Here is a 23,725-nt window from a genome sequence, read left to right as displayed (position 1 = left end):
GACCCCCTCCGGGCGACAGCTGTCGCCCGGAGGGGGTCTTCCGCGTGTGTGCCCCGTACGGGTGTGATCGAGGCGTGACCAGGGGTTCTGTCCCGTTCGGGGGAGCCCCGGACTGGGGCCGTGTCGCAGGGCATAACCCCCCGTCCAAGGGATTCCGGGGGCCGCGGCCCGCTGGCAGCATCGTTCCCGGCGGTGATCAGTGACCGCTGCCGATCACTCCCCCTGCACCCCGTACCCGGAATGGACTCCCTCATGTACTTCGCGCTCATGGGCAAGCTCAACGCTCGCCGCCAGAACCTCGCCGCCGACAAGGACAAGGGCTTCACGCTCATCGAGCTCCTCGTCGTCGTGATCATCATCGGCATCCTCGCCGCCATCGCCATCCCGGTGTACCTCGGCGTGCAGAACAACGCCCGTGACGCCTCCGTGAAGAGCGACCTCTCGAACGCCAAGACCGCGGTCATCGGTTTCCAGACCGACACCGGCAACCTGCCGACCGCCCTCGACGCCAGCCTCGCCAAGTACGGCTACACCGTCAGCGCGGACAACACCCTCGGCTTCCAGAAGGCGCCCACCGCGGGCACGACCACCTTCTGCATCAACGGAACGGGCAAGACCGGCAAGGCCTTCAGCATCACCGACGCTGCAGCAGTCGTCGAAGGCGCCTGCAAGTAGCAACCCCTCGCCTCGGGGGGAGGGCGCCCACCCTCCCCCCGAGACATCCCTCCGCAACTCCACCCCTGACCCGACCGGGAGGTGACCCACCATGCTCCAGCTCCTCAGCGACCGGCTGCGGCCCGCCGACCCGGCCGACCGCGACGCCGGCCTCTCGATCGTCGAGGTGGTCGTCGCCCTCCTGGTCTTCGCGGTCATCACCGTCGGCTCCGTCGTCGCCGTGGGCCTGACCCTCTCGATCACCAGCGACAACCGCAGCCGCGAGGTCGCGACGAACCTCGCCTCCGAGGCCGTCGACGTCGCCCGCGGCGTCGCGGACGTCATCCAGGTGACCTCGGCCACCACCACGAAGGACGTCGGCGGCGTCACCTACAAGGTCGCACAGACCGCCGCCTGGCAGACCACCACCGGCGTCGACGCGACGTGCACCCCGGCCGCCGCGACCGGCAACGGCTCGCTGTTCTACAAGCGCCTGCAGGTGGCCGTGACCTGGACCGGCATGCGGAGCCCCGACTCCCCGGTGACGAGCGACACGATCCTCGCCCCGAACAGCCGCCTCAACGACCAGGACACGGGCACGATCCTCATCGGCGTCAAGGACTCCCAGGGCGCGGCCGTGCCGGGCCTGGTGGTCACCGTCGAGCCCGACACCGGGTCGTCGACGCCCGGCAAGGCCCTCACCGCCGCCTCGAAGCCCGCCGCCACGAACGCTGACGGCTGCGCCGTCGCGATCAAGATCCTGCCCGGCGCGTACAAGGTGACCATCTCGCGCTCCGACGCGGCCCCGTGGCGTGACGCGTCGCAGGCCGCCGCTCCGGTCAAGACCGTCGTCGTCGCGAAGGGCGACTCGGCCCCCGTGCCGTTCACCTACGAGCTCGGCGACGACTACGCGATCAAGTACGCGGCGAACTACACCGGCGGCACCGTGCTGCTGCCGGACAACCTCAAGACCACCGTGCTCGGCGGCCCGTCGCCGACCACCACGTCGGGCACCCCCGCCGACGTCTGGCTCTACCCCCTCGCCACCGGCTACCGCATGGTGGCCGGCGACTTCCGCCCGACCGGCACCGCCGGCGGCAGCTGCCTCTCGCCCGATCCCTCGCTCTGGCCGGCCAACGCCGCGGGCAAGACGGCTCCGGTGCAGCCCTTCGTGGCGGCCTCCGACAAGAAGGCGAGCTACTCGCTGCCCATGGGCGTCACCACGATCAAGCTCGCCGACGGCAACGACAAGGTCGTCCGTGCCGTCTCGACCGCCGCCCTCAACGGCGACCCCGGCTGCGCGGTCCCGCAGTCCTACGAGTTCACCGTCAAGGGCAAGACGTCGGCCAACGAGGTCACCCTGGCCCTGCCCTACGGCACCTGGGCGATCACCTCGGGCAACAGCACCACGTCGACCTTCCGCGGCGTGACCCTCAGCGGCCTGATCGGCACGATCCTCGGCACGATCTTCGGGGGCGGCGGCGCCGGCACCAACGTCGTGAGCCTCGACCCGAGGCCCGCCTCGTGACCGCGCTGCGCGCGTTGCTCGCCCGTCGTCGCGACGACGCGGGCGTGAGCCTCGCCGAGCTGCTCGTCGCGATGATGGTCTTCGGCATCGTCATCACCGTGGTGTCGACGACTTTCGTCTCGCTCGCCAAGGCGACCAGCCAGGCCCGCTCGATCGACCTCAACACCCGCGTCGCGTCGACCGGGCTCGCCGACCTCACCCGCACGATCCGCGCCGCGCGCACCATCCCCGTGCCCGGCGGCACCGAGACGCCCTCGTTCAGCGTCGCCAGCACCGAGGCGCTGACCCTGACCACCGCCGTCAACACCGCCGACTCGGTCGCGACCGTGCCCCGCAAGGTGTCGTTCACCGTCCAGTCCGACCGCAGCCTGGTCGAGACGACCGTCGTCGGCACCTCCGCCGCCGACTACTGGACCTTCACCGCGACCGCGACGAAGCGCGTCATCGGCGGCTCGGTGCTCAGCACGGCCGCCTCGGGCACGCCCCTCTTCAGCTACGTCGACTTCAGCGGCAAGCAGCTCGTGCCCGACGCCTCCGGCGCCCTCACCGCGACGCAGATGTCGTCCATCGCGGCCGTCCGCATCAGCCTCGCGGTCGACCGCGCGGGCGCCCGCACCGCCCAGACCGTGACGCTGCAGAACACCGTCTCGCTCTCGAACCTCCTCGGGGGGGCCGTCTCGTGATCCGACTCCGCCGCACGCTCGGCCTCGATCGGCTCGACCGCCTCCGCGACGACCGGGGCATGGCCATGGCCATCACCCTGATCTTCGGCATGGTACTGATCATCATGGCGGCGACCGCCCTCACCGTGGCGACGAGCGGCCTGAAGAAGGCCGACACCGACCAGGACTGGAACGCCGCGCTCTCCGCCGCCTACGCGGGCGTCGAGGAGTACCAGGCGCGCCTGGCCAACGACAACAGCTACCAGCAGTTCGGCAACCCCGCCGCGCCCTTCAGCAAGACGACGGCGAGCTCGGTGTCGCTGCCCACCGGCTCGCAGGTCAACCCGGCCTTCGGCACCGGCACCACGGGCACCTGGGCCGCCGTGCCCTCGAGCGGCGGCCGGGCCAGCTTCCGCTACGAGGTCGACAACTCGAAGTTCGTCGCGACCGGCGCCCTCCGCATCCGCTCGACGGGCAAGGTCGGCAGCGCGACGCGCACGGTCATCGCCGACCTGCGGCAGAAGGGCTTCATCGACTACCTGTACTTCACCGACATCGAGTCGCAGGACCCGACGCTGACCGGCAAGTCGAACGCCGACTGCAAGAAGCACGCGTGGGAGGGCCGCACGCAGGACGACGGCTGCGGCGAGATCGCGTTCAGCGGCGGCGACGTCATCGCCGGCCCCGCGCACTCGAACGACACGATGCGCGTCTGCTCCGCCACCTTCGAGCAGACCGTCACGACCGCGAACCCGACGAACGGTCGTTCCTACAGCAAGGTCGACTCGAACGGCTACGCCTGCTCGGGCCAGAAGTTCCTCAAGGAGCGCGTCGCGGGCGCCGGGCCCGACCAGGTCTCGAGCGTCCTCATGCCCGACACCCTCGGCGACAAGATCCGCGAGATGCGCACCGACCTCCCCAGCGACGTGCCGCGGCCCGGCTGCCTGTACACCGGCCCCACCGACATCGTCTTCACCGCCGACGGCAAGATGACGGTGAAGTCGCCGTACACGAAGATGACCCGCATCTCGAACGCCGACGCGACCGCCGGCACGGCCACCGCCGACTGCGGGCTGCCCGGCACGGCCGACGGCCAGCTCGGCTCGGCCAAGGGCGCGACCATCACCGTGCCCGCCAACAACATCGTCTACGTGCAGGCCATCCCCGTCCCGGTCGCCGGCGCCGCGAAGCAGAACGTCAACGCCGCCGCGTCCGTCGGCGACCTCACCGAGACCTCGTGCGGCAACAACCACGTCGGCTACCCGCGGGCGGGCGAGTCCGTCCCGACCTCGTCGACCACGGGCGGCCCTGGCACCGGCGCGTGCGCCTACGGCGCCCGCAGCGGCGACGTCTTCGTCAAGGGCACCTTCCAGGGCCAGCTGACGGTGGCCGCCCAGAACTACCTCTACGTCACCGGCGACGTCGTCTACGCCGAGGCGAACGCGAGCACCAACATCCTGGGCCTCGCCTCCGACGGGATCGCCTGGGTCTGGAACCCCGTCTCGGCGAGCTCGGGGGCGTCCATGCTCGGCGACTCCGGTCGCGAGATCGACGCCGCGATCATCTCCGTCAACCACTCCTTCCTCGTGCAGAACTACGGGCGCGGCGGCGACCGGGGCACGCTCACGGTCACCGGCTCGATCGCCCAGGCCTTCCGCGGCGTCGTGCGCAACGGCTCGAACGGCTACATCAAGGCCTACGGCTACGACGCACGCCTCCGCTACCTCGCGCCGCCGAAGTTCCTCAGCCCGGTGACCACCTCGTACGGCATCACCACGCAGACCGAGGTCCTGCCCGCCTACCGCTCGACGGGAGCCGCCTCGTGACCGCCGCCGCCCCCTGGCTCGTCGCCGTGTTCGTCGCCGGCGGCCTCGGCCTCCTCATCGGCTCGTTCCTCAACGTCGTCGTGCACCGCGTGCCGGCCGGCGTCTCGATCGCACGCCCGGCCAGCGCCTGCCCGTCGTGCAGCTCGCCGATCCGTCGTCGTGACAACGTGCCCGTCGTCAGCTGGCTCGCCCTCCGCGGGCGCTGCCGCGACTGCTCGGCCGCGATCTCGGCCCGCTACCCGATCGTCGAGCTCGCCACGGGCGTCTTCTTCCTCGTCGTCGCGGCGCGGCTCTGGCCGCTCACCGACGTGCCGACGGAGGTCCTGCCGCTGGTGTCGCGCCTCCTCGCGCTGCTCGCCTTCCTCTGGCTGGCCGGCGCGAGCGTCGCGCTCGCCGTGATCGACGTCGAGCACCACCGCCTGCCCGACGCGATCGTCCTGCCGAGCTACGCGGTGGGCGGCGTCCTCCTCGCCGCCTCGAGCGCGCTGGTCGGCGACTGGGCGGCGCTCCTCCGTGCCGGCGTCGGCCTCGCCGCGATGTTCCTCTTCTACCTGGCCCTCGGCCTCGGCTGGAAGGGCGGCATGGCCCTCGGCGACATCAAGCTCGCCGGCGTGCTCGGCCTCTACCTGGGCTGGCTCGGCTGGGCCGAGCTCGCCGTCGGGTCGTTCGCGGCCTTCCTGCTCGGCGGCCTCTTCTCGGTCGTCCTGCTGGCCACCCGCCGGGTGCAGCGCAGCGGCGGCATCCCCTTCGGACCCTGGATGCTCGCGGGCGCCTGGGTCGGCGTCTTCGCCGGCGGCATCGTCGCCACCGGCTACCTCACCCTCCTCGGCCTGGCATGACCAGGCGACCTGACAGAGAGCAGCACTGATGGGCAAGAACATCGTGGGCATCGACATCGGCAGCCGCACCGTGCGCGCCGTCGAGGTGGCCGACGCCGACAAGGCGAAGCCGACCGTGGTCCGCTTCGCCGAGGTCGAGCTGCCCGAGGGCGCGGCGAGCCGCGGCGAGGTGCTCGAGCCGCAGACGGTCGCCGGGTCGCTCAAGCAGCTCTGGTCGGCCGGCGGCTTCAAGAGCAAGCGGGTCGTGCTCGGCATGGGCAACCAGCGCGTGCTGGCCCGCGACCTCACCGTCGCGAAGATGTCGCCGCAGCGGATCAAGGAGGCGCTGCCCTTCCAGGTGCAGGACATGCTGCCGGTGCCGGTGGCCGACGCGCTCCTCGACTTCTACCCGTACAGCGAGGGAGTGGGCGACAACGGCCCGGTCGTCAACGGGCTGCTGATCGCCGCCGTCAAGGACGCCGTGCTCGGCAACGTCCGTGCCAGCAAGCTCGCGGGCCTGACCACGCTGGGCGTCGACCTCATCCCGTTCGCGACGGTGCGCCTCCTCGTGAACCGCCCCCGGGTCGTCGGCACGGTGGCCGTCGTCGAGATCGGGCACAACACGACCTCGGTCGTCATGGTGACCGACGGGGTGCCGCAGTTCGTCCGCATCATCCCCTCGGGCGGCGACGACATCACGCAGGCCGTGGCCGCCGCGCTCGAGACCGGCCCGGCCGCGGCCGAGCAGCTCAAGCACGCCCGGGGCCTCTCGACCGTCGTCACCACCCCGCAGGAGCAGGCGGCGTCGTCGGCCATCTTCGAGTCGACCAACGACCTGCTCGGCAGCCTGCGCAACACCGTCCAGTACTTCGTCAACACGCGGCCCGCCAACCCCGTCGCGGGCATCCTGCTCGCCGGGGGAGGCTCCGCCATGCCGGGCTTCTCCGACGCCCTGTCGGAGGTCACGCGCCTCCCCGTCGCCCTCGGCGACCCCCTCGCGACGGTCGCCGTCGCCAAGACCGTCGACGAGGCGGCCCTCCGGGCCCGCCCCTCCGACCTGACCGTGGCCCTGGGCCTCGCCCTCGGGAGCGCCGCATGAGATCGTCCAAGAGAGACGCCGCCATCACCGTGGGAGGCGCCCCCCGCGTCGACCTGCTGCCCCCGGAGGTGCGGGCCGAGCGTCGCGCCGCCTCGACCACGCGCCGCACCTGGCTCGGCGTCGTCGTGCTCGTGGCCGCCACCGTCGTCGCCTCGGGAGCCGCCACCCTCGGCTCGCTCTCCGCGGCCGACGACCTCACCGTGGTCCAGAGCGAGACGAGCACGCTGCTCGCGCAGCAGGCGAAGTTCTCCGAGGTGCGCGACACGCAGTCGCAGGTCGACCTGATCGAGTCGGGCCAGGCCGTCGGAGGCTCCACCGACATCGACTGGGCGACCTACCTGCGCTCGGTGCAGGGCACGCTGCCCGTCGGCGTCACCGTGACGAGCGTCTCGCTCGACCAGGCCTCGCCGCTCGAGTCGTACGCGCAGGGCACCTCCCCGCTCGAGGGCTCGCGCGTCGCGACCGTGGTCTTCACGGCGACCAGCCCCACCCTGCCCGCCGTGCCGGTCTGGCTCGACGGCCTCGCGACCCTGCCCGGCTTCGCCGACGCGACCCCCGGGTCGGTCGCCTTCTCCGACGGCGTCTACGAGGCGACCGTCACCATGCACATCACCGCCGACGCCTTCTCGGGCCGGTTCGACGAGAAGGACGACTGACGTGGACCGCAACCGACTCATGATGTTCGCCGCGATGGGCACCGCCGTCGTGGTGCTCGCCCTCGGCTTCCTGCTCGGCGTCCAGCCGCAGCTCTCGGCGGCCACCGCGTCTCGCGAGCAGATCACGACGGTGACGACGCAGAACGAGCAGATCCGGGCGGCGATCACCCAGCTGCAGGCCGACAACGACGCCCTGCCCGCGCTGCGGTCCGAGCTCGGCACGCTGCAGACGGCGATCCCGTCGTCGGCGTCGCTCTCGACCTTCATCAGCGAGGTCAGCCGGCTCTCCGACGAGACCAGCACGACCGTGGTCGACATCACGACGACCGAGGCCGAGGCGTACGCCCCGGTCGCGGCCGCCGCCCCGGCCGACGCCGCGGCGACCACGGACGCCTCGGCCGAGTCGACCGACGCCGCCACGGCCGCTCCGGCCGCCGAGCCCGTCGCCCCCACGGCGCCCGACCTCGTGAGCGACCCGGCGATCACCGCGGCGAACTTCTCCGTCGTGCCGGTCTCGATCACGGTCGAGGGCTCGTACTCAGACGCCCTCGACTTCGTCGCGGCCCTCCAGGGCGGCAGCCGGCTGTTCGCCCTCGAGACCTTCGGCAGCTCCGGCAGCGAGGAGGCCGGCAGCGAGGGCGCGGCACCCGACAGCTGGACGGTCTCGGGCAACGTCTACGTGCTGCTCGACGCGGCCTCGACCCCGACCGGCGCCACCACGACGCCGACCGCCCAGGCCGAGGGCGACGCCGACGACAGCACGGCCGCGGGGGAGTAGCCCCCCACCTGCACGACCCTCGAGTGGTCACGACGTGCCCTCCCCGCCCCGGCGGAGGAGCACGTCGTGACCACTCGTTCGTCGTCCGGGCGACCGTCGTGCCCGGGGGCCGATCGGCCCCGTCGGCGACGACGACCGCGACCCCGTGTCCCCCGCCACCGCCCCGACCGCCCGGTCCCCGTGTACCCCGGGTGAGGGCCACCACGCCCCCCGGGCGGGGGGAACCACCCGCCGTCCACATCGCCCTCCCGGGCCCGAGCCCGTAGTCTCCAGGAGAGCCGCCCGACCATCCCGACCGGGCGCGCCCGCGACCTGCCCCTCGTGGCCACCCACCACGACGACGCCGAGCCCACCCAGTTCGTCGTCCCGGGCGCCCCGAACGCCCGTGGTCGCGAACCACTCCGCACGAAAGTCGCACACCCGAATGTCGATGTCCTCGTCGGCGCGCCCTGACGCGCGCCCCGCCCTGCCCTCCTCCGCCCCCACCGACGCCGGGAGGCGCGGCCTCAGCGGTCGCACCCGCCTGGCCGCGGTCGCGATCCCGGCCCTGCTCGCCGCCTCCGTCGTCCTCCTCCCCGCGCCCTCCGCCTTCGCCGCCACCGCGCCGGCCACGCTGTCGTGCACGACGTCCGAGGACGTCCCCGGCCGCGCCGACGGCCTCGACTACCCCAAGGGCGTCGCGGTCGACACGGCCCGCGACAGCATCTGGGTGCTCGACTCGGCCACCGGCGTGCTGCACCAGCGCGCGGCAGACGGCACCTACACCGACGCCCCCGCGCCCGGCGCCGACCTGGGCCCCGTGGGCCAGGCCTTCGGCCTCGCGTTCGACGGCAGCGCCGCCGGTGCCGACAGCCTCGTCGTCGCCGACACCGAGGCGGACCGCGTGCTGCGCTACCAGCCCGACACCCAGGTCTGGACGGCCCTGCCCGCCTACGCCGGCTTCGACCGCGTGACCAGCGTCGCGGTCGCCGCCGACGGCACCGTCTACGCCACGACCGGCTACACCGACCAGGTCGTCGCGCTCGCCCCCGGCGAGACCGCGTGGGCCGTCGTGCTGCCCGCCAGCGACCCGCAGACGACCGACGGCACGATCGGCGTCGCCGTCGGCGCCGACGGCCTCGTCTACGTCATCGACCGTCCCGCCGACGAGGTGCGCGTGGTCGCCGTCGACGGCACGGTGTCGACCATCGCCGTGCCCTTCCGCCTCGACGAGTCGGCGGGCATCGCCGTCGACGCCGCCGGCCGCATCTACGTCACCGACGAGGCCCGCGACGTCCTCCTCGTCCGCGAGGGCGAGACCTGGACCACCGTGGGGGCCGGCGGGGCCGACGCCTGCGCCTTCTCGAACCCGTGGGGCGTCGCGGTCGACGGCGACACCGTCGTCGTGACCGACAGCGACACCGACCGCCTGCAGTTCCTCGCGATCACCGCGGCGGCCGTCGTCCCGACGACGCCCACCACCCCGACGACGCCGACGACGCCCACCACGCCGACGACCCCCACCACGCCGACGACCCCGACCACCCCGGCCGCGGTGGCGCCGACCGTGCCGACCACCCCGACGACGCCCGCCGCGGCCGCCCCCGCGGCGACCACGCCGGCCGCCGGGGCTCCGACGCGCCTCACCCCGACGGCCACCCGTGCCGCCGCGGACCCGGCCGACGGCGAGCTCGCCTTCACGGGCTCCGACACGACGACGCCGCTCGGCATCGCCGCCGTGCTGGTCGGCCTGGGCCTCGCCCTGACCGCCGTGGCCGCCGGCCGCGCGGGGCGGGCACGCCGCCGCGCCTGACGCGGGTCGACGCTCCGCTCGACGGGACCGCCCCGCCGCCCTCCCCGGAGGCGCGGCGGGGCGGTCCCGTCGTCCGCCCGGGCCCTGTCGGAGGCGCGGCGTACGCTCGCGGGATGACCAGGGCCGTGTACGCACTCATGGGCACGGTGCTCTTCGCCGCGCTCCTCATCGCGACGGCCGGCTTCGAGAGCCTGCTCCTCGACCGCGACGTCATCAGCGAGCCCGACGCCGGCACGGTGCTCGGCCCCGCCATGGCGGCCGCGGCGCTGCTCGTCGTCCTCCTGGCGCTGATGCGCTCGGCCGCGGTCGCCGACCGGGCCGAGGGCAGGGCGCCGGAGTCGCGGGGCACCTTCCCGGCTCAGCCCGCCGACGGCGTCGGCCCGGGCCGATCGGCCCCGACGGGCACCGCCGACGGCCCCGGCGCGGGCGCGCCCCGCACCCCGGCCCCGCGCCTCCTGCCCCCGGCCCTCGTCACCGCCCTCCTCGTCTGGGCGGCCATGGTCGTCGTCGGCTCGGTCGGCTACGCGCTGGTGCGCGACGACGGCGCCGCGGCCGTCCTGTTCGCGGGCCGGTACGTCCTCTCGCCGTTCGTGCTCGGCAGCGCCCTGTGGGCCGGGCTCGTGGTGCTCGGGGTCGGGGCGGCGTCGCGCGTCGACCCGTCCCGGGGCAGCCCGCGATCATTTGATTAAGCCCCTACCGGAAGCTATGCTCTATCGGGTGTGCGCTCAACGGCGCGCCCGAAAAATCCGCACCACGACGGGGTCCGCCCGGTCGTGGGGGTCGGATGCACCGTCTCTCGTGGTGGCCTCCAGGCCGTCCACGACGACCAGCGGCCTCGTCTCTCGAGCAGCGCCGCGGTCGGGCTCAGCGCTGGTGAGCACCTCCGGGTGCGGCGCCGGCGTGAGGCACGACGAGGATGCCGACCGTCCGGTCGGACAGAGCAGAGCCCTGCACGAGCAGAGCGCAATCTAGGAGAACCAGTGCCAACCATCCAGCAGCTGGTCCGCAAGGGTCGTACGCCGAAGGTCGTCAAGACCAAGGCCCCCGCCCTGCGGTCCAACCCCCAGCAGCGTGGCGTGTGCACCCGCGTGTACACCACCACCCCCAAGAAGCCGAACTCCGCGCTCCGCAAGGTCGCCCGTGTGAAGCTGTCCAACGGCACCGAGGTCACCGCCTACATCCCCGGCGAGGGCCACAACCTGCAGGAGCACTCGATGGTGCTCGTCCGCGGCGGTCGCGTGAAGGACCTCCCCGGCGTGCGCTACAAGATCGTTCGTGGCGCCCTCGACACCCAGGCCGTGAAGAACCGCAAGCAGGCTCGTAGCCTCTACGGTGCGAAGAAGGACAAGAAGTAATGCCTCGTAAAGGACCCGCGCCCAAGCGCCCTGTCGTCGCCGATCCCGTCTACGGGGCGCCGATCGTCAGCCAGCTCGTCAACAAGATCCTCCTCGACGGCAAGAAGGGCCTCGCCGAGCGCATCGTCTACGGTGCCCTCGCCGGCGTCGCCGCGAAGAACGACCAGGACGCCGTCGCCACGCTGAAGAAGGCGCTCGACAACGTGCGCCCGACCCTCGAGGTGCGTTCGCGCCGCGTCGGCGGCTCGACCTATCAGGTCCCCGTCGAGGTCAAGCCGCACCGCGCCAACACCCTGGCGCTCCGCTGGCTGACCTCGTACGCCAAGGCTCGTCGTGAGAAGACCATGACCGAGCGCCTGATGAACGAGATCCTCGACGCCTCCAACGGCCTCGGCGCCGCTGTCAAGCGTCGCGAGGACACGCACAAGATGGCCGAGGCGAACAAGGCCTTCGCGCACTACCGCTGGTAACCAGTCGATGAGGTGCGGTGCGGGCACTCCCCGCACCGCGCCTCCCCGGCTCCCACAACTCCCCACCTACCCCTTCGGAGGAACCCGTGGCACAGGACGTGCTCACCGACCTGAACAAGGTCCGCAACATCGGCATCATGGCTCACATCGATGCTGGCAAGACGACGACCACCGAGCGCATCCTGTACTACACGGGCATCACCCACAAGATCGGTGAGGTCCACGACGGTGCGGCCACGATGGACTGGATGGCGCAGGAGCAGGAGCGCGGCATCACCATCACGTCGGCGGCCACGACGTGCTTCTGGAACAAGAACCAGATCAACATCATCGACACCCCCGGCCACGTCGACTTCACCGTCGAGGTGGAGCGCTCGCTCCGCGTCCTCGACGGCGCCGTCGCCGTGTTCGACGGCAAGGAGGGCGTCGAGCCCCAGTCCGAGACCGTCTGGCGTCAGGCCGACAAGTACGACGTGCCCCGCATCTGCTTCGTCAACAAGATGGACAAGCTCGGCGCCGACTTCTACTTCACCGTCGACACCATCGTCAACCGCCTCGGCGCGGAGCCCCTGGTGATGCAGCTGCCGATCGGTGCCGAGAGCTCGTTCGAGGGCGTCATCGACCTCGTCGAGATGCGTGCGCTCACGTGGCGCGGCGACGCCAAGGGCGACGTCGAGCTCGGTGCGAAGTACGACATCGAGGAGATCCCGGCCGACCTGGCCGACCGCGCCGCCGAGTACCGCGAGAAGCTCATCGAGCGCGTGGCCGAGGCGGAGGACGCTCTCATGGAGCGCTACCTCGAGGGCGACACCGACTTCACCGTCGCCGAGATCAAGGCCGCCGTCCGCAAGCTGACGGTCAACAGCGAGGTCTACCCGATCTTCTGTGGCTCGGCCTTCAAGAACCGCGGCGTGCAGCCGATGCTCGACGCGGTCATCGACTACCTCCCCTCGCCCCTCGACGTGCCCCCCATGGAGGGCCACGACGTGCGTGACGCCGAGAAGGTCATCATCCGCAAGCCCGAGTCGACGGAGCCCTTCTCGGCCCTCGCCTTCAAGGTCGCGGTGCACCCCTTCTTCGGTCGCCTCACCTACGTCCGCGTCTACTCGGGCTCCATCGAGTCGGGCGCCCAGGTCGTCAACTCCACGAAGGACAAGAAGGAGCGCATCGGCAAGATCTTCCAGATGCACTCCAACAAGGAGAACCCGGTCGACAGCGTGACCGCCGGCCACATCTACGCGGTCATCGGCCTCAAGTTCACGACCACCGGCGACACCCTGTGCGACCCGCAGGACCAGGTCGTCCTCGAGTCGATGACCTTCCCCGAGCCCGTCATCGAGGTCGCCATCGAGCCGAAGACGAAGGCCGACCAGGAGAAGCTCTCGCTGGCCATCCAGAAGCTCGCCGAAGAAGACCCGACGTTCCGCGTCGAGCTCAACGCCGAGACCGGCCAGACGGTCATCAAGGGCATGGGCGAGCTCCACCTCGACATCCTCGTCGACCGCATGAAGCGCGAGTTCAACGTCGAGGCCAACGTCGGCAAGCCCCAGGTCGCGTACCGCGAGACCCTCAAGAAGGGCATCGAGCGCTACGACTACACCCACAAGAAGCAGACGGGTGGCTCGGGCCAGTTCGCCAAGGTCCAGATCGCGCTGGAGCCCTTCGAGGTCACGGCCGAGTCGACCTACGAGTTCGTCAACAAGGTCACCGGTGGCCGCGTGCCGCGCGAGTACATCCCGTCGGTCGACGCGGGCATCCAGGACGCCATGCAGGTCGGAGTCCTCGCGGGCTACCCGACCGTGGGCGTCCGGGCCCTGCTCCTCGACGGTGCGGCGCACGACGTCGACTCGTCCGAGATGGCCTTCAAGATCGCTGGGTCGATCGCCTACAAAGAGGCGGCTCGCAAGGCCCAGCCCGTTCTCCTCGAGCCGCTCATGGCGGTCGAGGTGCGTACGCCCGAGGAGTACATGGGCGACGTCATCGGCGACCTCAGCTCGCGTCGCGGGCAGATCTCGTCGATGGAAGACGCCAGTGGTGTGAAGGTCGTTCGGGCCAGCGTGCCGCTGTCGGAGATGTTCGGCTACGTCGGAGACCTGCGGTCGAAGACCTCGGGCCGTGCCGTCTACTCGATGACGTTCGAGTCGTACCAGGAAGTCCCCTCGGCCGTGGCCGAGGAGATCATCCAGAAGAACAAGGGCGAATAGTCCCGAATCTCGCGGCCGTTCCTCGACCGCGTAACATGTACACACACCAATCCGCAGTGTCCGGTAGGCCGGGTCATCGACCCGGCCCCCGGCCCCACTGCAACCGAGTCCTGAGGAGGACCCACAGTGGCTAAGGCCAAGTTCGAGCGGACCAAGCCGCACGTCAACATCGGAACCATCGGTCACGTCGACCACGGCAAGACCACGCTCACCGCGGCGATCACCAAGGTCCTGCACGACAAGTACCCGACCCTCAACGAGGCGTCGGCCTTCGACCAGATCGACAACGCGCCCGAAGAGAAGCAGCGCGGCATCACGATCAACATCTCGCACGTCGAGTACCAGACGGAGAAGCGTCACTACGCTCACGTCGACGCTCCCGGCCACGCCGACTACATCAAGAACATGATCACCGGTGCGGCTCAGATGGACGGCGCGATCCTCGTGGTCGCCGCCACCGACGGCCCGATGCCCCAGACGCGTGAGCACGTCCTGCTCGCCCGCCAGGTCGGCGTTCCCTACATCGTCGTGGCGCTGAACAAGTCCGACATGGTCGACGACGAGGAGATCCTCGAGCTCGTCGAGATCGAGGTGCGCGAGCTCCTCTCGAGCCAGGACTTCGACGGCGACAACGCCCCCGTCGTCCAGGTCTCCGCTCTCAAGGCCCTCGAGGGCGACGAGAAGTGGGCCGCCACGGTCGCCGACCTGATGGACCAGGTCGACGAGAACGTGCCCGAGCCGGTCCGCGCGACCGACCAGCCCTTCCTCATGCCCGTCGAGGACGTCTTCACGATCACCGGTCGTGGAACCGTCATCACCGGTCGTGTCGAGCGCGGCATCCTGAAGCCGAACGACGAGGTCGAGATCGTCGGCATCAAGGAGAAGTCGTCGAAGACGACCGTCACCGCCATCGAGATGTTCCGCAAGACCCTCGACGACGCGCGCGCCGGTGAGAACGTCGGCCTGCTCCTCCGCGGCACCAAGCGCGAGGACGTCGAGCGCGGCCAGGTCGTGGTCAAGCCCGGCTCGATCACGCCCCACACCGAGTTCGAGGCGAACGTCTACATCCTCTCCAAGGACGAGGGTGGGCGTCACAACCCGTTCTACGCGAACTACCGCCCGCAGTTCTACTTCCGCACCACCGACGTCACGGGTGTCATCACGCTGCCCGAGGGCACCGAGATGGTCATGCCCGGCGACACGACTGAGATCACCGTCCAGCTGATCCAGCCCATCGCCATGGAAGAGGGCCTGCGCTTCGCCATCCGCGAGGGTGGCCGCACGGTCGGTGCCGGCACCGTCACCAAGATCGCCAAGTAAGTACTGGTCACTCCAGCACTGCTGATCTCCTGAGAGGGGGTCGGGCCCGAGAGGGCCCGGCCCCCTCTCTCGTGTCACCAGGGTCCGGCGTGTCACCATGGGGTGCCGCCGGACGCGCCGGCGCAGACAGGAGAGACGTCATGGCCGGTTTCGACGACATCACCCGCAAGGCACAGTCGTTCCTCAACGACGGCAAGGTGCAGGACGCCCTGAAGAGCGAGAAGGCGGAGGGCGTCAGCGACCGCATCCTCGACGCCGTCGCCGGCGCTGCCGACAAGGCCACCGGGGGCAAGCACTCCGACAAGATCCAGCAGGCCAAGAGCGCCGCCGACAAGAAGATCGGCAACGAGTAGGGCCCACGGCCCCGTCGCCGGCCCCCGGAGCCCTCGAGGGGCACGGGGGCCGTCGTTGTACCCCGGCGACCCGGCCACCGTTCGACCGGACAGTGTTCACTCGACCGATGCCGCGCCTCCGACGCACCGATCAGGCCCATCCCGGCATCTCGCGTCACCGCTCGGGCACGGGCTTCAGCTACCGCGACGCCGACGGGTCGACCATCACCGACCCGGTCGTGCGGGAGCGGCTCGACCACCTCGGGATCCCGCCCGCGTGGACGGAGGTCTGGATCGCGCCGTACCCCAACGGGCACGTGCAGGCCACGGGCAAGGACGCCGCCGGCCGGCGCCAGTACATCTACCACCCGACCTGGCGTGAGCAGAAGGACCGGATCAAGTTCGACCGCGCCCTCTCCCTCGCGGAGTCGCTGCCCACCGCCCGTAGGTTCGTCACGATGGACCTGCGCCTCGACCAGCCCGTCCTCGACCGCGCCCTCGGGGCGGCGTTCCGCATGCTCGACACCGGCTCGCTGCGGGTCGGCTCGGAGCGCTACGCGGAGGAGCACGGCAGCCACGGGCTCTCGACCCTGCTCTGCTCGCACGCGAAGGTGTCGGGCGACGTGGTCGCGCTCTCCTTCCCCGGCAAGAGCGGCCAGGAGTGGGACAGCGAGATCCGTGACCCCGACCTCGCTGCGGTCGTGCGCAGCCTCAAGACCCGGGGTGGCCGCTCACGCCTCCTGGCCTGGCGACCGGAGGCCGGGAGCCCCTGGCGGCCCCTGCACGCGTCGGAGATCAACGAGTACGTGAAGCTGCGGGCCGGCGACGACTTCACCGCCAAGGACTTCCGCACCCTGCACGGCACGGTCGCGGCCGCCGTGAGCCTCGCCCGGAGCGGACCGCAGCCCACGGTCGGTCGGCGCCGCCGGGCGCTCGCACAGGCGATGCGCGACGCGTCGGACGTCCTGGGGAACACCCCGAGCATCGCGCGGAAGTCGTACGTCGACCCGCGTCTCGTCGACGCGTACGAGCACGGCGAGACGATCGACCCGGGCCGCCTGGGCTCGGCGGAGTCCGAGGTGCGCTCGTTGCTCTATCGCTGAGTCGCGGCCACGCAGGCTCATGACGTACCGTAGAGGGTTGCGTCCGATCGAGTCGGACGCCCGAGAGGAACTACTGCAGTGACTGACGAGTGCATCCACGGGTTCGAGAGGGAGCTCTGCGACATCTGCGCCCCCCGCAAGCGCGAGCCCCTGCTCGATGCCGACGGTGAGGTCCGGACCCTCACCACCAAGCGCCGCGCCGCGTCGCGCAAGCCCGAGTCGCTGCGCAGCACGCCGGCGCTGGCCCGGGACTCCGCGGCCGTCGCCGTCGCCGCGCAGTCGGCCGCGGCCCCCGTCCCGGTCTTCGCGCAGCAGCGCGTCTACCACTGGACCCACGTGAGCAACCTGCCCGGCATCATCGCGGCCGGTGCCCTCCGCCCCGGCGCCGCGGCGGAGCCCGAGCTCGACGTGAGCTCGGAGGCGACCCGCGCGCTCCGCGCCTCGGTGACCAGCGCCTCCGGTGCCGTCCTCGCCGAGCACGTCCCGTTCTCGCTGTCGCCCCACGCCTCCGCGTGGGACGTCCTGCGCTCGGGCGCCGACGGCTACGAGTGGTCGGACGCCGCACGCGCCGCCAAGGCCACCGACTTCGTCATGCTGGTCGTGCCGGTCTCGTCGCTCGACGACGGGTTCGTGGTCACGGAGGGCGACGCCGCCGTCCAGGGCGTCCGTCAGGCCGTGGGCCTCGACGACGCGGCCTCGATGGTCCGCCGCTTCTCGCTCGCCGACCCCGACCTGCTCGAGCCCGAGGTGCTGGTGCCCGGGGGAGTGCAGCTCGAGGCCGTGACGCTCGTCGGCGTCCCGAACGACAAGATGCGCGACCGCGTCAAGCAGCTCTTCGCCGACTCGTCCGACCACGCACCGCGCGTGGCCGTGTACCCGCCGTGGTTCCGCCCGGCGGAGGTCGCGACGGCCTGACGACCGGCCCTCGAGGAGGCGCGGTGCGAGACCACTCGCACCGCGCCTCCCGTGCGTCACGGCCCCCTCGCCGGGGTCGCCCGGATCCGCGACACGCCCGGGTTGCAGCAAATGCACGCGTGTGGCAAAATCGTCTAGTTCAACATTCCGGGTCGGCCGAGCGCCGAGCCCCGGATCACTGCCAGGCAGTGCACAGGCGTTCGTCGCCTGGGCCGCGGGTAGCAGGACACATCTCACAACGGAATCTCCAGCGCGCTGGCCCTCGGGTACAGCTCTGCGCGGCGGTGACAGCGAAGATTGCCCTCCCCGGGCCACCCTCGTGCCACCGACACGCTCGAGCCACGGCTCGCTGGTGTCCGAGATGGCTTCACACGAGAACAGCGGTACGCGAGAGACACGTCGTGCCAGATGTTTGCCCAGCAAACAGCGTCAGGCGGCCCCCGAGGTGCGCGACGTCCGAACGAGAGAGAGCCACACATGGCGGGACAGAAGATCCGCATCCGACTCAAGTCGTACGACCACGAGGTCATCGACACCTCCGCGCGCAAGATCGTCGACACGGTCACCCGCGCGGGCGCCACCGTGGTCGGCCCCGTGCCGCTGCCGACGGAGAAGAACGTGGTCGTCGTGATCCGTTCGCCCCACAAGTACAAGGACTCGCGCGAGCACTTCGAGAAGCGCACCCACAAGCGTCTGATCGACATCGTCGACCCGACCCCCAAGGCCGTCGACTCGCTCATGCGCCTCGACCTCCCGGCCGACGTCAACATCGAGATCAAGCTGTAGGGGGGCGACCATGACTGTCAGCGCCACCAAGAACGTCAAGGGCCTGCTCGGCAAGAAGCTCGGCATGACCCAGGTCTGGGACGAGAACAACAAGCTCGTCCCCGTCACCGTCGTGGAGATCGCTCCCAACGTCGTGACCCAGATCCGCTCGCTCGAGAAGGACGGCTACAGCGCCGTCCAGATCGCCGCCGGCCAGATCGACCCCCGCAAGTCGAACAAGCCCTCCACGGGCCACTTCGACGCCGCGGGCGTCACGCCCCGCCGCCACCTCACCGAGGTCCGCACCGCCGACGCCGCCGAGTACACGCTCGGCCAGGAGATCACGGTCGACACCTTCGAGGCCGGCCAGAAGGTCGACGTCGTCGGCACCTCCAAGGGCAAGGGCTTCGCCGGTGTCATGAAGCGTCACAACTTCAAGGGCGTCAGCGCCTCGCACGGTGCCCACCGCAACCACCGCAAGCCCGGTTCGATCGGTGCTTCGTCGACCCCCAGCCGTGTCTTCAAGGGCATGCGCATGGCCGGTCGCATGGGTGGAGAGCGCGTCACCATCCTCAACCTCACGGTGCACGCCGTCGACGCCGAGAAGGGTCTGCTGCTCGTCAAGGGCGCCGTCCCCGGTGCTCGTGGCCGCATCGTCTTCGTCCGCACCGCCGTGAAGGGGAAGTAGCTCATGGCCACCACTACCGCATCGGCCACCACGGTCGACGTCATCGACGCCAAGGGCGCCTCGACCGGCACCACGGTCGAGCTCCCCGCCGAGCTGTTCGACGTCGTCACCAACGTCCCGCTCATCCACCAGGTCGTCGTCGCCCAGCAGGCCGCCGCTCGTCAGGGCACGCACAAGACCAAGCGTCGCGGCGAGGTCTCCGGCGCCGGCCGCAAGCCGTTCAAGCAGAAGGGGACCGGTCGCGCTCGTCAGGGCTCGATCCGCGCTCCCCAGATGACCGGCGGTGGCGTCGTCCACGGTCCGCAGCCGCGCGACTACGCGCAGCGCACCCCCAAGAAGATGATCGCCGCGGCCCTCCTCGGTGCTCTGTCCGACCGTGCCCGCGGCGCCCGCGTGCACGTCGTCGAGAGCTTCGTCGCCGACACGATCTCCACCAAGGTCGCCCTCGACCTGCTCTCGACCATCGCGTCGAGCAAGCACGTCCTGGTCGTCATCGACCGCGACGACCTGCTGACCCGCAAGAGCGTCCGCAACGTGCCCACGGTCCACGTGATCACGTACGACCAGCTCAACGCCTACGACGTGCTCGTCAGCGACGACATCGTCTTCACGAAGAGCGCCTTCGACGGCTTCGTCGCCTCGAAGCGCCAGAAGGAGGCCACCGCATGAGCGGCTACGGCAAGGACCCTCGCGACGTCATCATCGCGCCCGTCGTCTCCGAGAAGAGCTACTCCCTGATCGACCAGGGCAAGTACACCTTCACGGTGGACCCGCGATCGAACAAGACCGAGATCAAGCTCGCCATCGAGAAGATCTTCAACGTCAAGGTCGACAGCATCAACACGCTGAACCGTGTCGGCAAGACCCGCCGCACGCGCTTCGGCACCGGCAAGCGCAAGGACACCAAGCGCGCCATCGTGACGCTCAAGTCGGGCACCATCGACATCTTCACGGCTGTCGGCTAGGGCCCGGAGGGAAGACAAAATGGCTATTCGTAACTACAAGCCCACGACTCCTGGTCGTCGCGGTTCGTCGGTCTCCGACTTCGCGGAGATCACGCGTTCCACGCCCGAGAAGTCGCTGCTGCGTCCCCTGTCCAAGAGCGGTGGCCGCAACAACGCCGGCCGCATCACGACGCGTCACATCGGTGGTGGCCACAAGCGCCAGTACCGCGTGATCGACTTCCGTCGTAACGACAAGGACGGCATCAACGCCAAGGTCGCTCACATCGAGTACGACCCCAACCGCACGGCGCGCATCGCGCTCCTGCACTTCGTCGACGGCACGAAGCGGTACATCATCGCTCCGAACAAGCTGTCGCAGGGCGACATCGTCGAGTCGGGCCCCGGCGCCGACATCAAGCCCGGCAACAACCTGCCGCTCAAGAACATCCCGGTCGGTACCGTCATCCACGCCATCGAGCTCAAGCCCGGCGGCGGCGCGAAGATGGCCCGCTCGGCCGGCGCCTCGGTGCGTCTCGTCGCCAAGGACGGCCCCTACGCGCAGCTCCGCCTGCCGTCGGGCGAGGTCCGCAACGTCGACGCCCGCTGCCGCGCCACCATCGGCGAGGTCGGCAACGCCGAGCAGTCGAACATCAACTGGGGCAAGGCCGGCCGCATGCGCTGGAAGGGCGTCCGCCCGACCGTCCGTGGTGTCGCCATGAACCCGGTCGACCACCCGCACGGTGGTGGTGAGGGCAAGACCTCGGGTGGTCGCCACCCGGTCAGCCCGTGGGGCCAGAAAGAGGGCCGCACCCGCCACATCAACAAGGAGAGCGACAAGCTCATCGTCCGCCGTCGTAACGCTGGCAAGAAGCGTAAGTAGGAGTTGTAGAAGATGCCACGCAGTCTTAAGAAGGGCCCCTTCGTCGATGACCACCTGCTTCGCAAGGTCGTCACGCAGAACGAGGCCAGCACCAAGAACGTCATCAAGACCTGGTCCCGCCGGTCGATGATCGTCCCGAACATGCTCGGCCACACCATCGCGGTGCACGACGGTCGCAAGCACATCCCCGTGTTCGTGACCGAGAGCATGATCGGCCACAAGCTCGGCGAGTTCGCGCCCACCCGTACCTTCCGCGGTCACGTGAAGGACGACAAGAAGGGTCGTCGCCGCTAACGCGGCGACGTAAGGAGGAGAGAAATGGTGGAGTCGATCGCACGCGTGCGTCACATCCGCGTCACCCCCATGAAGGCCCGTCGCGTCGTCAACCTGATCCGCGGCAAGCAGGCCCTCGAGGCCCTGGCCATCCTGAAGTTCGCGCCGCAGGGCGCGAGCGAGCCCGTCTACAAGCTCGTCGCGTCGGCCATGGCCAACGCCCGTGTGAAGGCGGACAAGGACAACAGCTACCTCGACGAGCAGGACCTCTACGTGAGCCGTGCATTCGTCGACCAGGGCGCAACCCTCAAGCGGTTCCAGCCGCGTGCCCAGGGTCGTGCCTTCCAGATCCTGAAGCGCACGAGCCACATCACGATCGTCCTCGCGACGCCGGATGAGGTCGAGGCAGCAGACGCTACGAAGAAGGCGAGCAAGTAATGGGCCAGAAGGTCAACCCGTACGGCTTCCGTCTGGGCATCACCACCGACCACGTGTCGCGGTGGTTCACCGACAGCACCAAGGCGGGTCAGCGTTACAGCGACTACGTCGCGGAGGACATCAAGATCCGCACCCTGCTCAAGACCTCGCTCGACCGCGCCGGCGTGGCCAAGATCGAGATCGAGCGCACCCGTGACCGCGTCCGCGTCGACATCCACACCGCCCGTCCGGGCATCGTGATCGGTCGTCGTGGCGCCGAGGCCGAGCGCATCCGCGGCGACCTCGAGAAGCTCACCGGCAAGCAGATCCAGCTGAACATCCTCGAGGTCAAGAACCCCGAGGCCGAGGCTCAGCTCGTGGCCCAGGGCATCGCCGAGCAGCTCGCTGCTCGCGTGGCGTTCCGTCGTGCCATGCGCAAGGGCCTCCAGGGCGCCCAGCGCGCCGGCGCCAAGGGCGTCCGGATCCAGGTCTCGGGTCGCCTCGGCGGCGCCGAGATGAGCCGCTCGGAGTTCTACCGCGAGGGCCGCGTGCCCCTGCACACGCTCCGCGCCAACATCGACTACGGCTTCTACGAGGCCAAGACGACCTTCGGTCGCATCGGTGTGAAGGTCTGGATCTACAAGGGCGACATCACCAACAAGGAGCTCGCGCGCGAGCAGGCGAACCAGAAGTCGTCTCGCCCCGAGCGCCGCAACGACCGTGACGGCGCCCGCCGCGGCGGGGGCGACCGCGCTCCCCGCGAGCAGAAGGCACCCGCCACCACAGGAGCTGAGGCGTAACCATGCTTATCCCCCGTCGTGTCAAGCACCGCAAGCAGCACCACCCCGGCCGTAGCGGCCAGGCCACTGGTGGCACCAAGGTCAGCTTCGGTGAGTACGGCATCCAGGCCCTCACGCCCGCTTACGTGACCAACCGTCAGATCGAGTCCGCTCGTATCGCCATGACGCGTCACATCAAGCGTGGCGGCAAGGTGTGGATCAACATCTACCCCGACCGTCCGCTCACGAAGAAGCCCGCCGAGACCCGCATGGGTTCCGGCAAGGGCTCGCCCGAGTGGTGGGTCGCGAACGTCAAGCCGGGTCGCGTGCTCTTCGAGCTCAGCGGCGTCAGCGAGGAGGTCGCCAAGGAGGCGCTCACTCGTGCAATCCACAAGCTGCCCCTCAAGGCACGCATCATCAAGCGCGAGGAGGGCGACGCATAATGGCGATCGGTTCCAAGGAGCTCCGTCCTGTCGAGCTCGACACTTTCGAAGACGAGCGTCTCGTCGATGAGCTGAAGAAGGCCAAGGAAGAGCTGTTCAACCTGCGCTTCCAGTCGGCCACCGGTCAGCTCGAGAGCCACGGCCGCCTGCGTGCCGTGAAGCGCGACATCGCTCGCATCTACACGGTCCTGCGTGAGCGCGAGCTCGGCATCCGTGCCACCCCCGCCCCGGTCGAGGCCGCCCCCAAGGCGACCAAGAAGTCGACCAAGAAGGCTGCCGCCGCCGACGAGGCGCCCGTCGCCGAGACCGCCGAGGAGAAGTAATGGCTACCGAGAACAAGACCGAGGTCGACTCGGCAGCTGTCGAGGTCCGCGGTTACCGCAAGACCCGTCGTGGCTACGTGACCAGCGACAAGATGGACAAGACCATCGTCGTCGAGGTCGAGGACCGCGTGAAGCACCCCCTGTACGGCAAGGTCATCCGCCGCACCTCCAAGGTCAAGGTCCACGACGAGGCCAACGCGGCCGGCGTCGGCGACCTCGTCGTGATCAACGAGACCCGTCCGCTCAGCGCCTCCAAGCGCTGGCGCCTGGTCGAGATCCTCGAGAGGGCCAAGTAGGCCTCGCGGCCTGCTTGAGCAGAAGGAGACAGAAGTGATCCAGCAGGAATCCCGCCTCAAGGTCGCCGACAACACCGGTGCCAAGGAGATCCTCACCATCCGCGTGCTCGGTGGCTCCGGCCGTCGCTACGCCGGCCTCGGCGACGTCATCGTCGCCACGGTGAAGGACGCCATCCCCGGTGGCAACGTGAAGAAGGGCGACGTCGTCAAGGCGGTCATCGTCCGCACCAAGAAGGAGGTCCGTCGTCCGGACGGCTCCTACATCAAGTTCGACGAGAACGCCGCAGTGATCCTGAAGGCCGACGGGGACCCCCGTGGTACCCGCATCTTCGGGCCGGTCGGTCGCGAGCTTCGCGACAAGAAGTTCATGAAGATCATCTCGCTGGCGCCGGAGGTTATCTAAGT

29 protein-coding genes are annotated in these 23,725 nt (G+C 70.1%); all 29 read left to right on the top strand.

Annotated features, from left to right (window positions below; translation table 11 throughout):
- Nucleotides 1-240 precede the first annotated feature (240 nt).
- The gene (locus IFT45_RS17705; protein ID WP_369814276.1) at nt 241-675 is read left to right on the top strand and encodes a type II secretion system protein; all 435 of its coding nucleotides are present in this window, start codon (nt 241-243) and stop codon (nt 673-675) included.
- A gap of 91 nt (nt 676-766) precedes the next feature.
- Nucleotides 767-2,182: a carboxypeptidase-like regulatory domain-containing protein gene (locus IFT45_RS03570; protein WP_192126672.1), complete on the top strand. Its 1,416-nt coding sequence runs from the start codon at nt 767-769 to the stop codon at nt 2,180-2,182.
- Nucleotides 2,179-2,865 carry a prepilin-type N-terminal cleavage/methylation domain-containing protein gene (locus tag IFT45_RS03565; RefSeq protein ID WP_192126670.1) on the top strand — a complete coding sequence of 229 codons (687 nt, stop codon included), beginning with the start codon at nt 2,179-2,181 and terminating at the stop codon, nt 2,863-2,865. Before IFT45_RS03570 ends, IFT45_RS03565 begins: the two co-directional genes overlap by 4 nt.
- Entirely contained in the window at nt 2,862-4,670 is a 1,809-nt protein-coding gene (locus IFT45_RS16930) for a hypothetical protein (protein ID WP_244637593.1), read from the top strand. Before IFT45_RS03565 ends, IFT45_RS16930 begins: the two co-directional genes overlap by 4 nt.
- The gene (locus IFT45_RS03555; protein WP_192046718.1) at nt 4,667-5,509 is read left to right on the top strand and encodes a prepilin peptidase; all 843 of its coding nucleotides are present in this window, start codon (nt 4,667-4,669) and stop codon (nt 5,507-5,509) included. Before IFT45_RS16930 ends, IFT45_RS03555 begins: the two co-directional genes overlap by 4 nt.
- Before the next feature lie 28 nt (nt 5,510-5,537).
- Nucleotides 5,538-6,587 carry a type IV pilus assembly protein PilM gene (gene pilM, locus IFT45_RS03550; protein WP_056057433.1) on the top strand — a complete coding sequence of 350 codons (1,050 nt, stop codon included), beginning with the start codon at nt 5,538-5,540 and terminating at the stop codon, nt 6,585-6,587.
- Nucleotides 6,584-7,243, top strand: coding sequence for a hypothetical protein (locus IFT45_RS03545; protein ID WP_156370125.1), 660 nt, complete (start codon nt 6,584-6,586; stop codon nt 7,241-7,243). Before pilM ends, IFT45_RS03545 begins: the two co-directional genes overlap by 4 nt.
- A 1-nt stretch (nt 7,244) precedes the next feature.
- Nucleotides 7,245-8,021, top strand: coding sequence for a hypothetical protein (locus IFT45_RS03540; RefSeq protein WP_192126668.1), 777 nt, complete (start codon nt 7,245-7,247; stop codon nt 8,019-8,021).
- A gap of 424 nt (nt 8,022-8,445) precedes the next feature.
- Nucleotides 8,446-9,813, top strand: a complete 1,368-nt coding sequence (locus tag IFT45_RS03535) for an NHL repeat-containing protein (protein ID WP_192126666.1) — start codon at nt 8,446-8,448, stop codon at nt 9,811-9,813.
- A 113-nt stretch (nt 9,814-9,926) separates the two neighbouring features.
- On the top strand, nt 9,927-10,502 hold the full coding sequence (locus IFT45_RS03530; protein ID WP_192126664.1) for a DUF6121 family protein: 576 nt from the start codon (nt 9,927-9,929) through the stop codon (nt 10,500-10,502).
- A 291-nt stretch (nt 10,503-10,793) separates the two neighbouring features.
- The gene (rpsL, locus tag IFT45_RS03525) at nt 10,794-11,168 is read left to right on the top strand and encodes a 30S ribosomal protein S12 (protein ID WP_043593380.1); all 375 of its coding nucleotides are present in this window, start codon (nt 10,794-10,796) and stop codon (nt 11,166-11,168) included.
- On the top strand, nt 11,168-11,638 hold the full coding sequence (gene rpsG, locus IFT45_RS03520) for a 30S ribosomal protein S7 (protein WP_056057412.1): 471 nt from the start codon (nt 11,168-11,170) through the stop codon (nt 11,636-11,638). The genes rpsL and rpsG overlap by 1 nt, the downstream gene beginning before the upstream one ends.
- An 86-nt stretch (nt 11,639-11,724) precedes the next feature.
- Complete coding sequence (fusA, locus tag IFT45_RS03515; RefSeq protein ID WP_056057409.1) at nt 11,725-13,842, top strand: elongation factor G; 2,118 nt, start codon at nt 11,725-11,727, stop codon at nt 13,840-13,842.
- 126 nt (nt 13,843-13,968) lie between these two features.
- Nucleotides 13,969-15,162, top strand: a complete 1,194-nt coding sequence (gene tuf, locus IFT45_RS03510) for an elongation factor Tu (RefSeq protein ID WP_185233884.1) — start codon at nt 13,969-13,971, stop codon at nt 15,160-15,162.
- A gap of 140 nt (nt 15,163-15,302) precedes the next feature.
- Nucleotides 15,303-15,515 carry an Rv0909 family putative TA system antitoxin gene (locus IFT45_RS03505; RefSeq protein WP_056057403.1) on the top strand — a complete coding sequence of 71 codons (213 nt, stop codon included), beginning with the start codon at nt 15,303-15,305 and terminating at the stop codon, nt 15,513-15,515.
- Nucleotides 15,516-15,622: 107 nt separating this feature from the next.
- A complete protein-coding gene (locus IFT45_RS03500) occupies nt 15,623-16,597 on the top strand; it encodes a DNA topoisomerase IB (RefSeq protein ID WP_192126662.1) in 975 nt (324 codons plus the stop codon).
- A 78-nt stretch (nt 16,598-16,675) separates the two neighbouring features.
- A complete protein-coding gene (locus tag IFT45_RS03495; protein ID WP_185233880.1) occupies nt 16,676-17,512 on the top strand; it encodes a DarT ssDNA thymidine ADP-ribosyltransferase family protein in 837 nt (278 codons plus the stop codon).
- Nucleotides 17,513-17,989: 477 nt separating this feature from the next.
- Nucleotides 17,990-18,298, top strand: a complete 309-nt coding sequence (gene rpsJ / locus IFT45_RS03490) for a 30S ribosomal protein S10 (protein WP_043593369.1) — start codon at nt 17,990-17,992, stop codon at nt 18,296-18,298.
- 10 nt (nt 18,299-18,308) lie between these two features.
- Complete coding sequence (rplC, locus tag IFT45_RS03485; protein WP_192126660.1) at nt 18,309-18,965, top strand: 50S ribosomal protein L3; 657 nt, start codon at nt 18,309-18,311, stop codon at nt 18,963-18,965.
- A gap of 3 nt (nt 18,966-18,968) precedes the next feature.
- Nucleotides 18,969-19,634 (top strand): 50S ribosomal protein L4, encoded by a 666-nt coding sequence (rplD, locus tag IFT45_RS03480; RefSeq protein WP_056057395.1) that lies wholly within the window; start codon nt 18,969-18,971, stop codon nt 19,632-19,634.
- Nucleotides 19,631-19,930: a 50S ribosomal protein L23 gene (gene rplW / locus IFT45_RS03475; RefSeq protein WP_056057391.1), complete on the top strand. Its 300-nt coding sequence runs from the start codon at nt 19,631-19,633 to the stop codon at nt 19,928-19,930. The genes rplD and rplW overlap by 4 nt, the downstream gene beginning before the upstream one ends.
- Before the next feature lie 19 nt (nt 19,931-19,949).
- Nucleotides 19,950-20,789: a 50S ribosomal protein L2 gene (rplB, locus tag IFT45_RS03470; RefSeq protein ID WP_056057388.1), complete on the top strand. Its 840-nt coding sequence runs from the start codon at nt 19,950-19,952 to the stop codon at nt 20,787-20,789.
- Nucleotides 20,790-20,801: 12 nt separating this feature from the next.
- Entirely contained in the window at nt 20,802-21,083 is a 282-nt protein-coding gene (rpsS, locus tag IFT45_RS03465) for a 30S ribosomal protein S19 (RefSeq protein ID WP_056057385.1), read from the top strand.
- A gap of 24 nt (nt 21,084-21,107) precedes the next feature.
- On the top strand, nt 21,108-21,500 hold the full coding sequence (rplV, locus tag IFT45_RS03460) for a 50S ribosomal protein L22 (protein WP_055799894.1): 393 nt from the start codon (nt 21,108-21,110) through the stop codon (nt 21,498-21,500).
- Complete coding sequence (gene rpsC / locus IFT45_RS03455) at nt 21,500-22,279, top strand: 30S ribosomal protein S3 (RefSeq protein ID WP_056057382.1); 780 nt, start codon at nt 21,500-21,502, stop codon at nt 22,277-22,279. The genes rplV and rpsC overlap by 1 nt, the downstream gene beginning before the upstream one ends.
- Nucleotides 22,280-22,281: 2 nt before the next feature.
- Complete coding sequence (gene rplP / locus IFT45_RS03450; RefSeq protein WP_056057379.1) at nt 22,282-22,701, top strand: 50S ribosomal protein L16; 420 nt, start codon at nt 22,282-22,284, stop codon at nt 22,699-22,701.
- A complete protein-coding gene (gene rpmC, locus IFT45_RS03445) occupies nt 22,701-23,024 on the top strand; it encodes a 50S ribosomal protein L29 (protein WP_056057376.1) in 324 nt (107 codons plus the stop codon). The genes rplP and rpmC overlap by 1 nt, the downstream gene beginning before the upstream one ends.
- Nucleotides 23,024-23,320 carry a 30S ribosomal protein S17 gene (rpsQ, locus tag IFT45_RS03440; RefSeq protein ID WP_056057373.1) on the top strand — a complete coding sequence of 99 codons (297 nt, stop codon included), beginning with the start codon at nt 23,024-23,026 and terminating at the stop codon, nt 23,318-23,320. Before rpmC ends, rpsQ begins: the two co-directional genes overlap by 1 nt.
- 34 nt (nt 23,321-23,354) lie before the next feature.
- On the top strand, nt 23,355-23,723 hold the full coding sequence (gene rplN, locus IFT45_RS03435) for a 50S ribosomal protein L14 (protein WP_056057371.1): 369 nt from the start codon (nt 23,355-23,357) through the stop codon (nt 23,721-23,723).
- The last annotated feature ends 2 nt before the right edge of the window (nt 23,724-23,725 follow it).

The sequence above is a fragment of the Frigoribacterium sp. CFBP 13707 genome, from assembly GCF_014842245.1.
Taxonomy (GTDB): Bacteria; Actinomycetota; Actinomycetes; order Actinomycetales; family Microbacteriaceae; genus Frigoribacterium; species Frigoribacterium endophyticum.
Note: the sequence above shows the minus strand (reverse complement) of the source record. Positions and strands in the feature narration are given on the sequence as shown.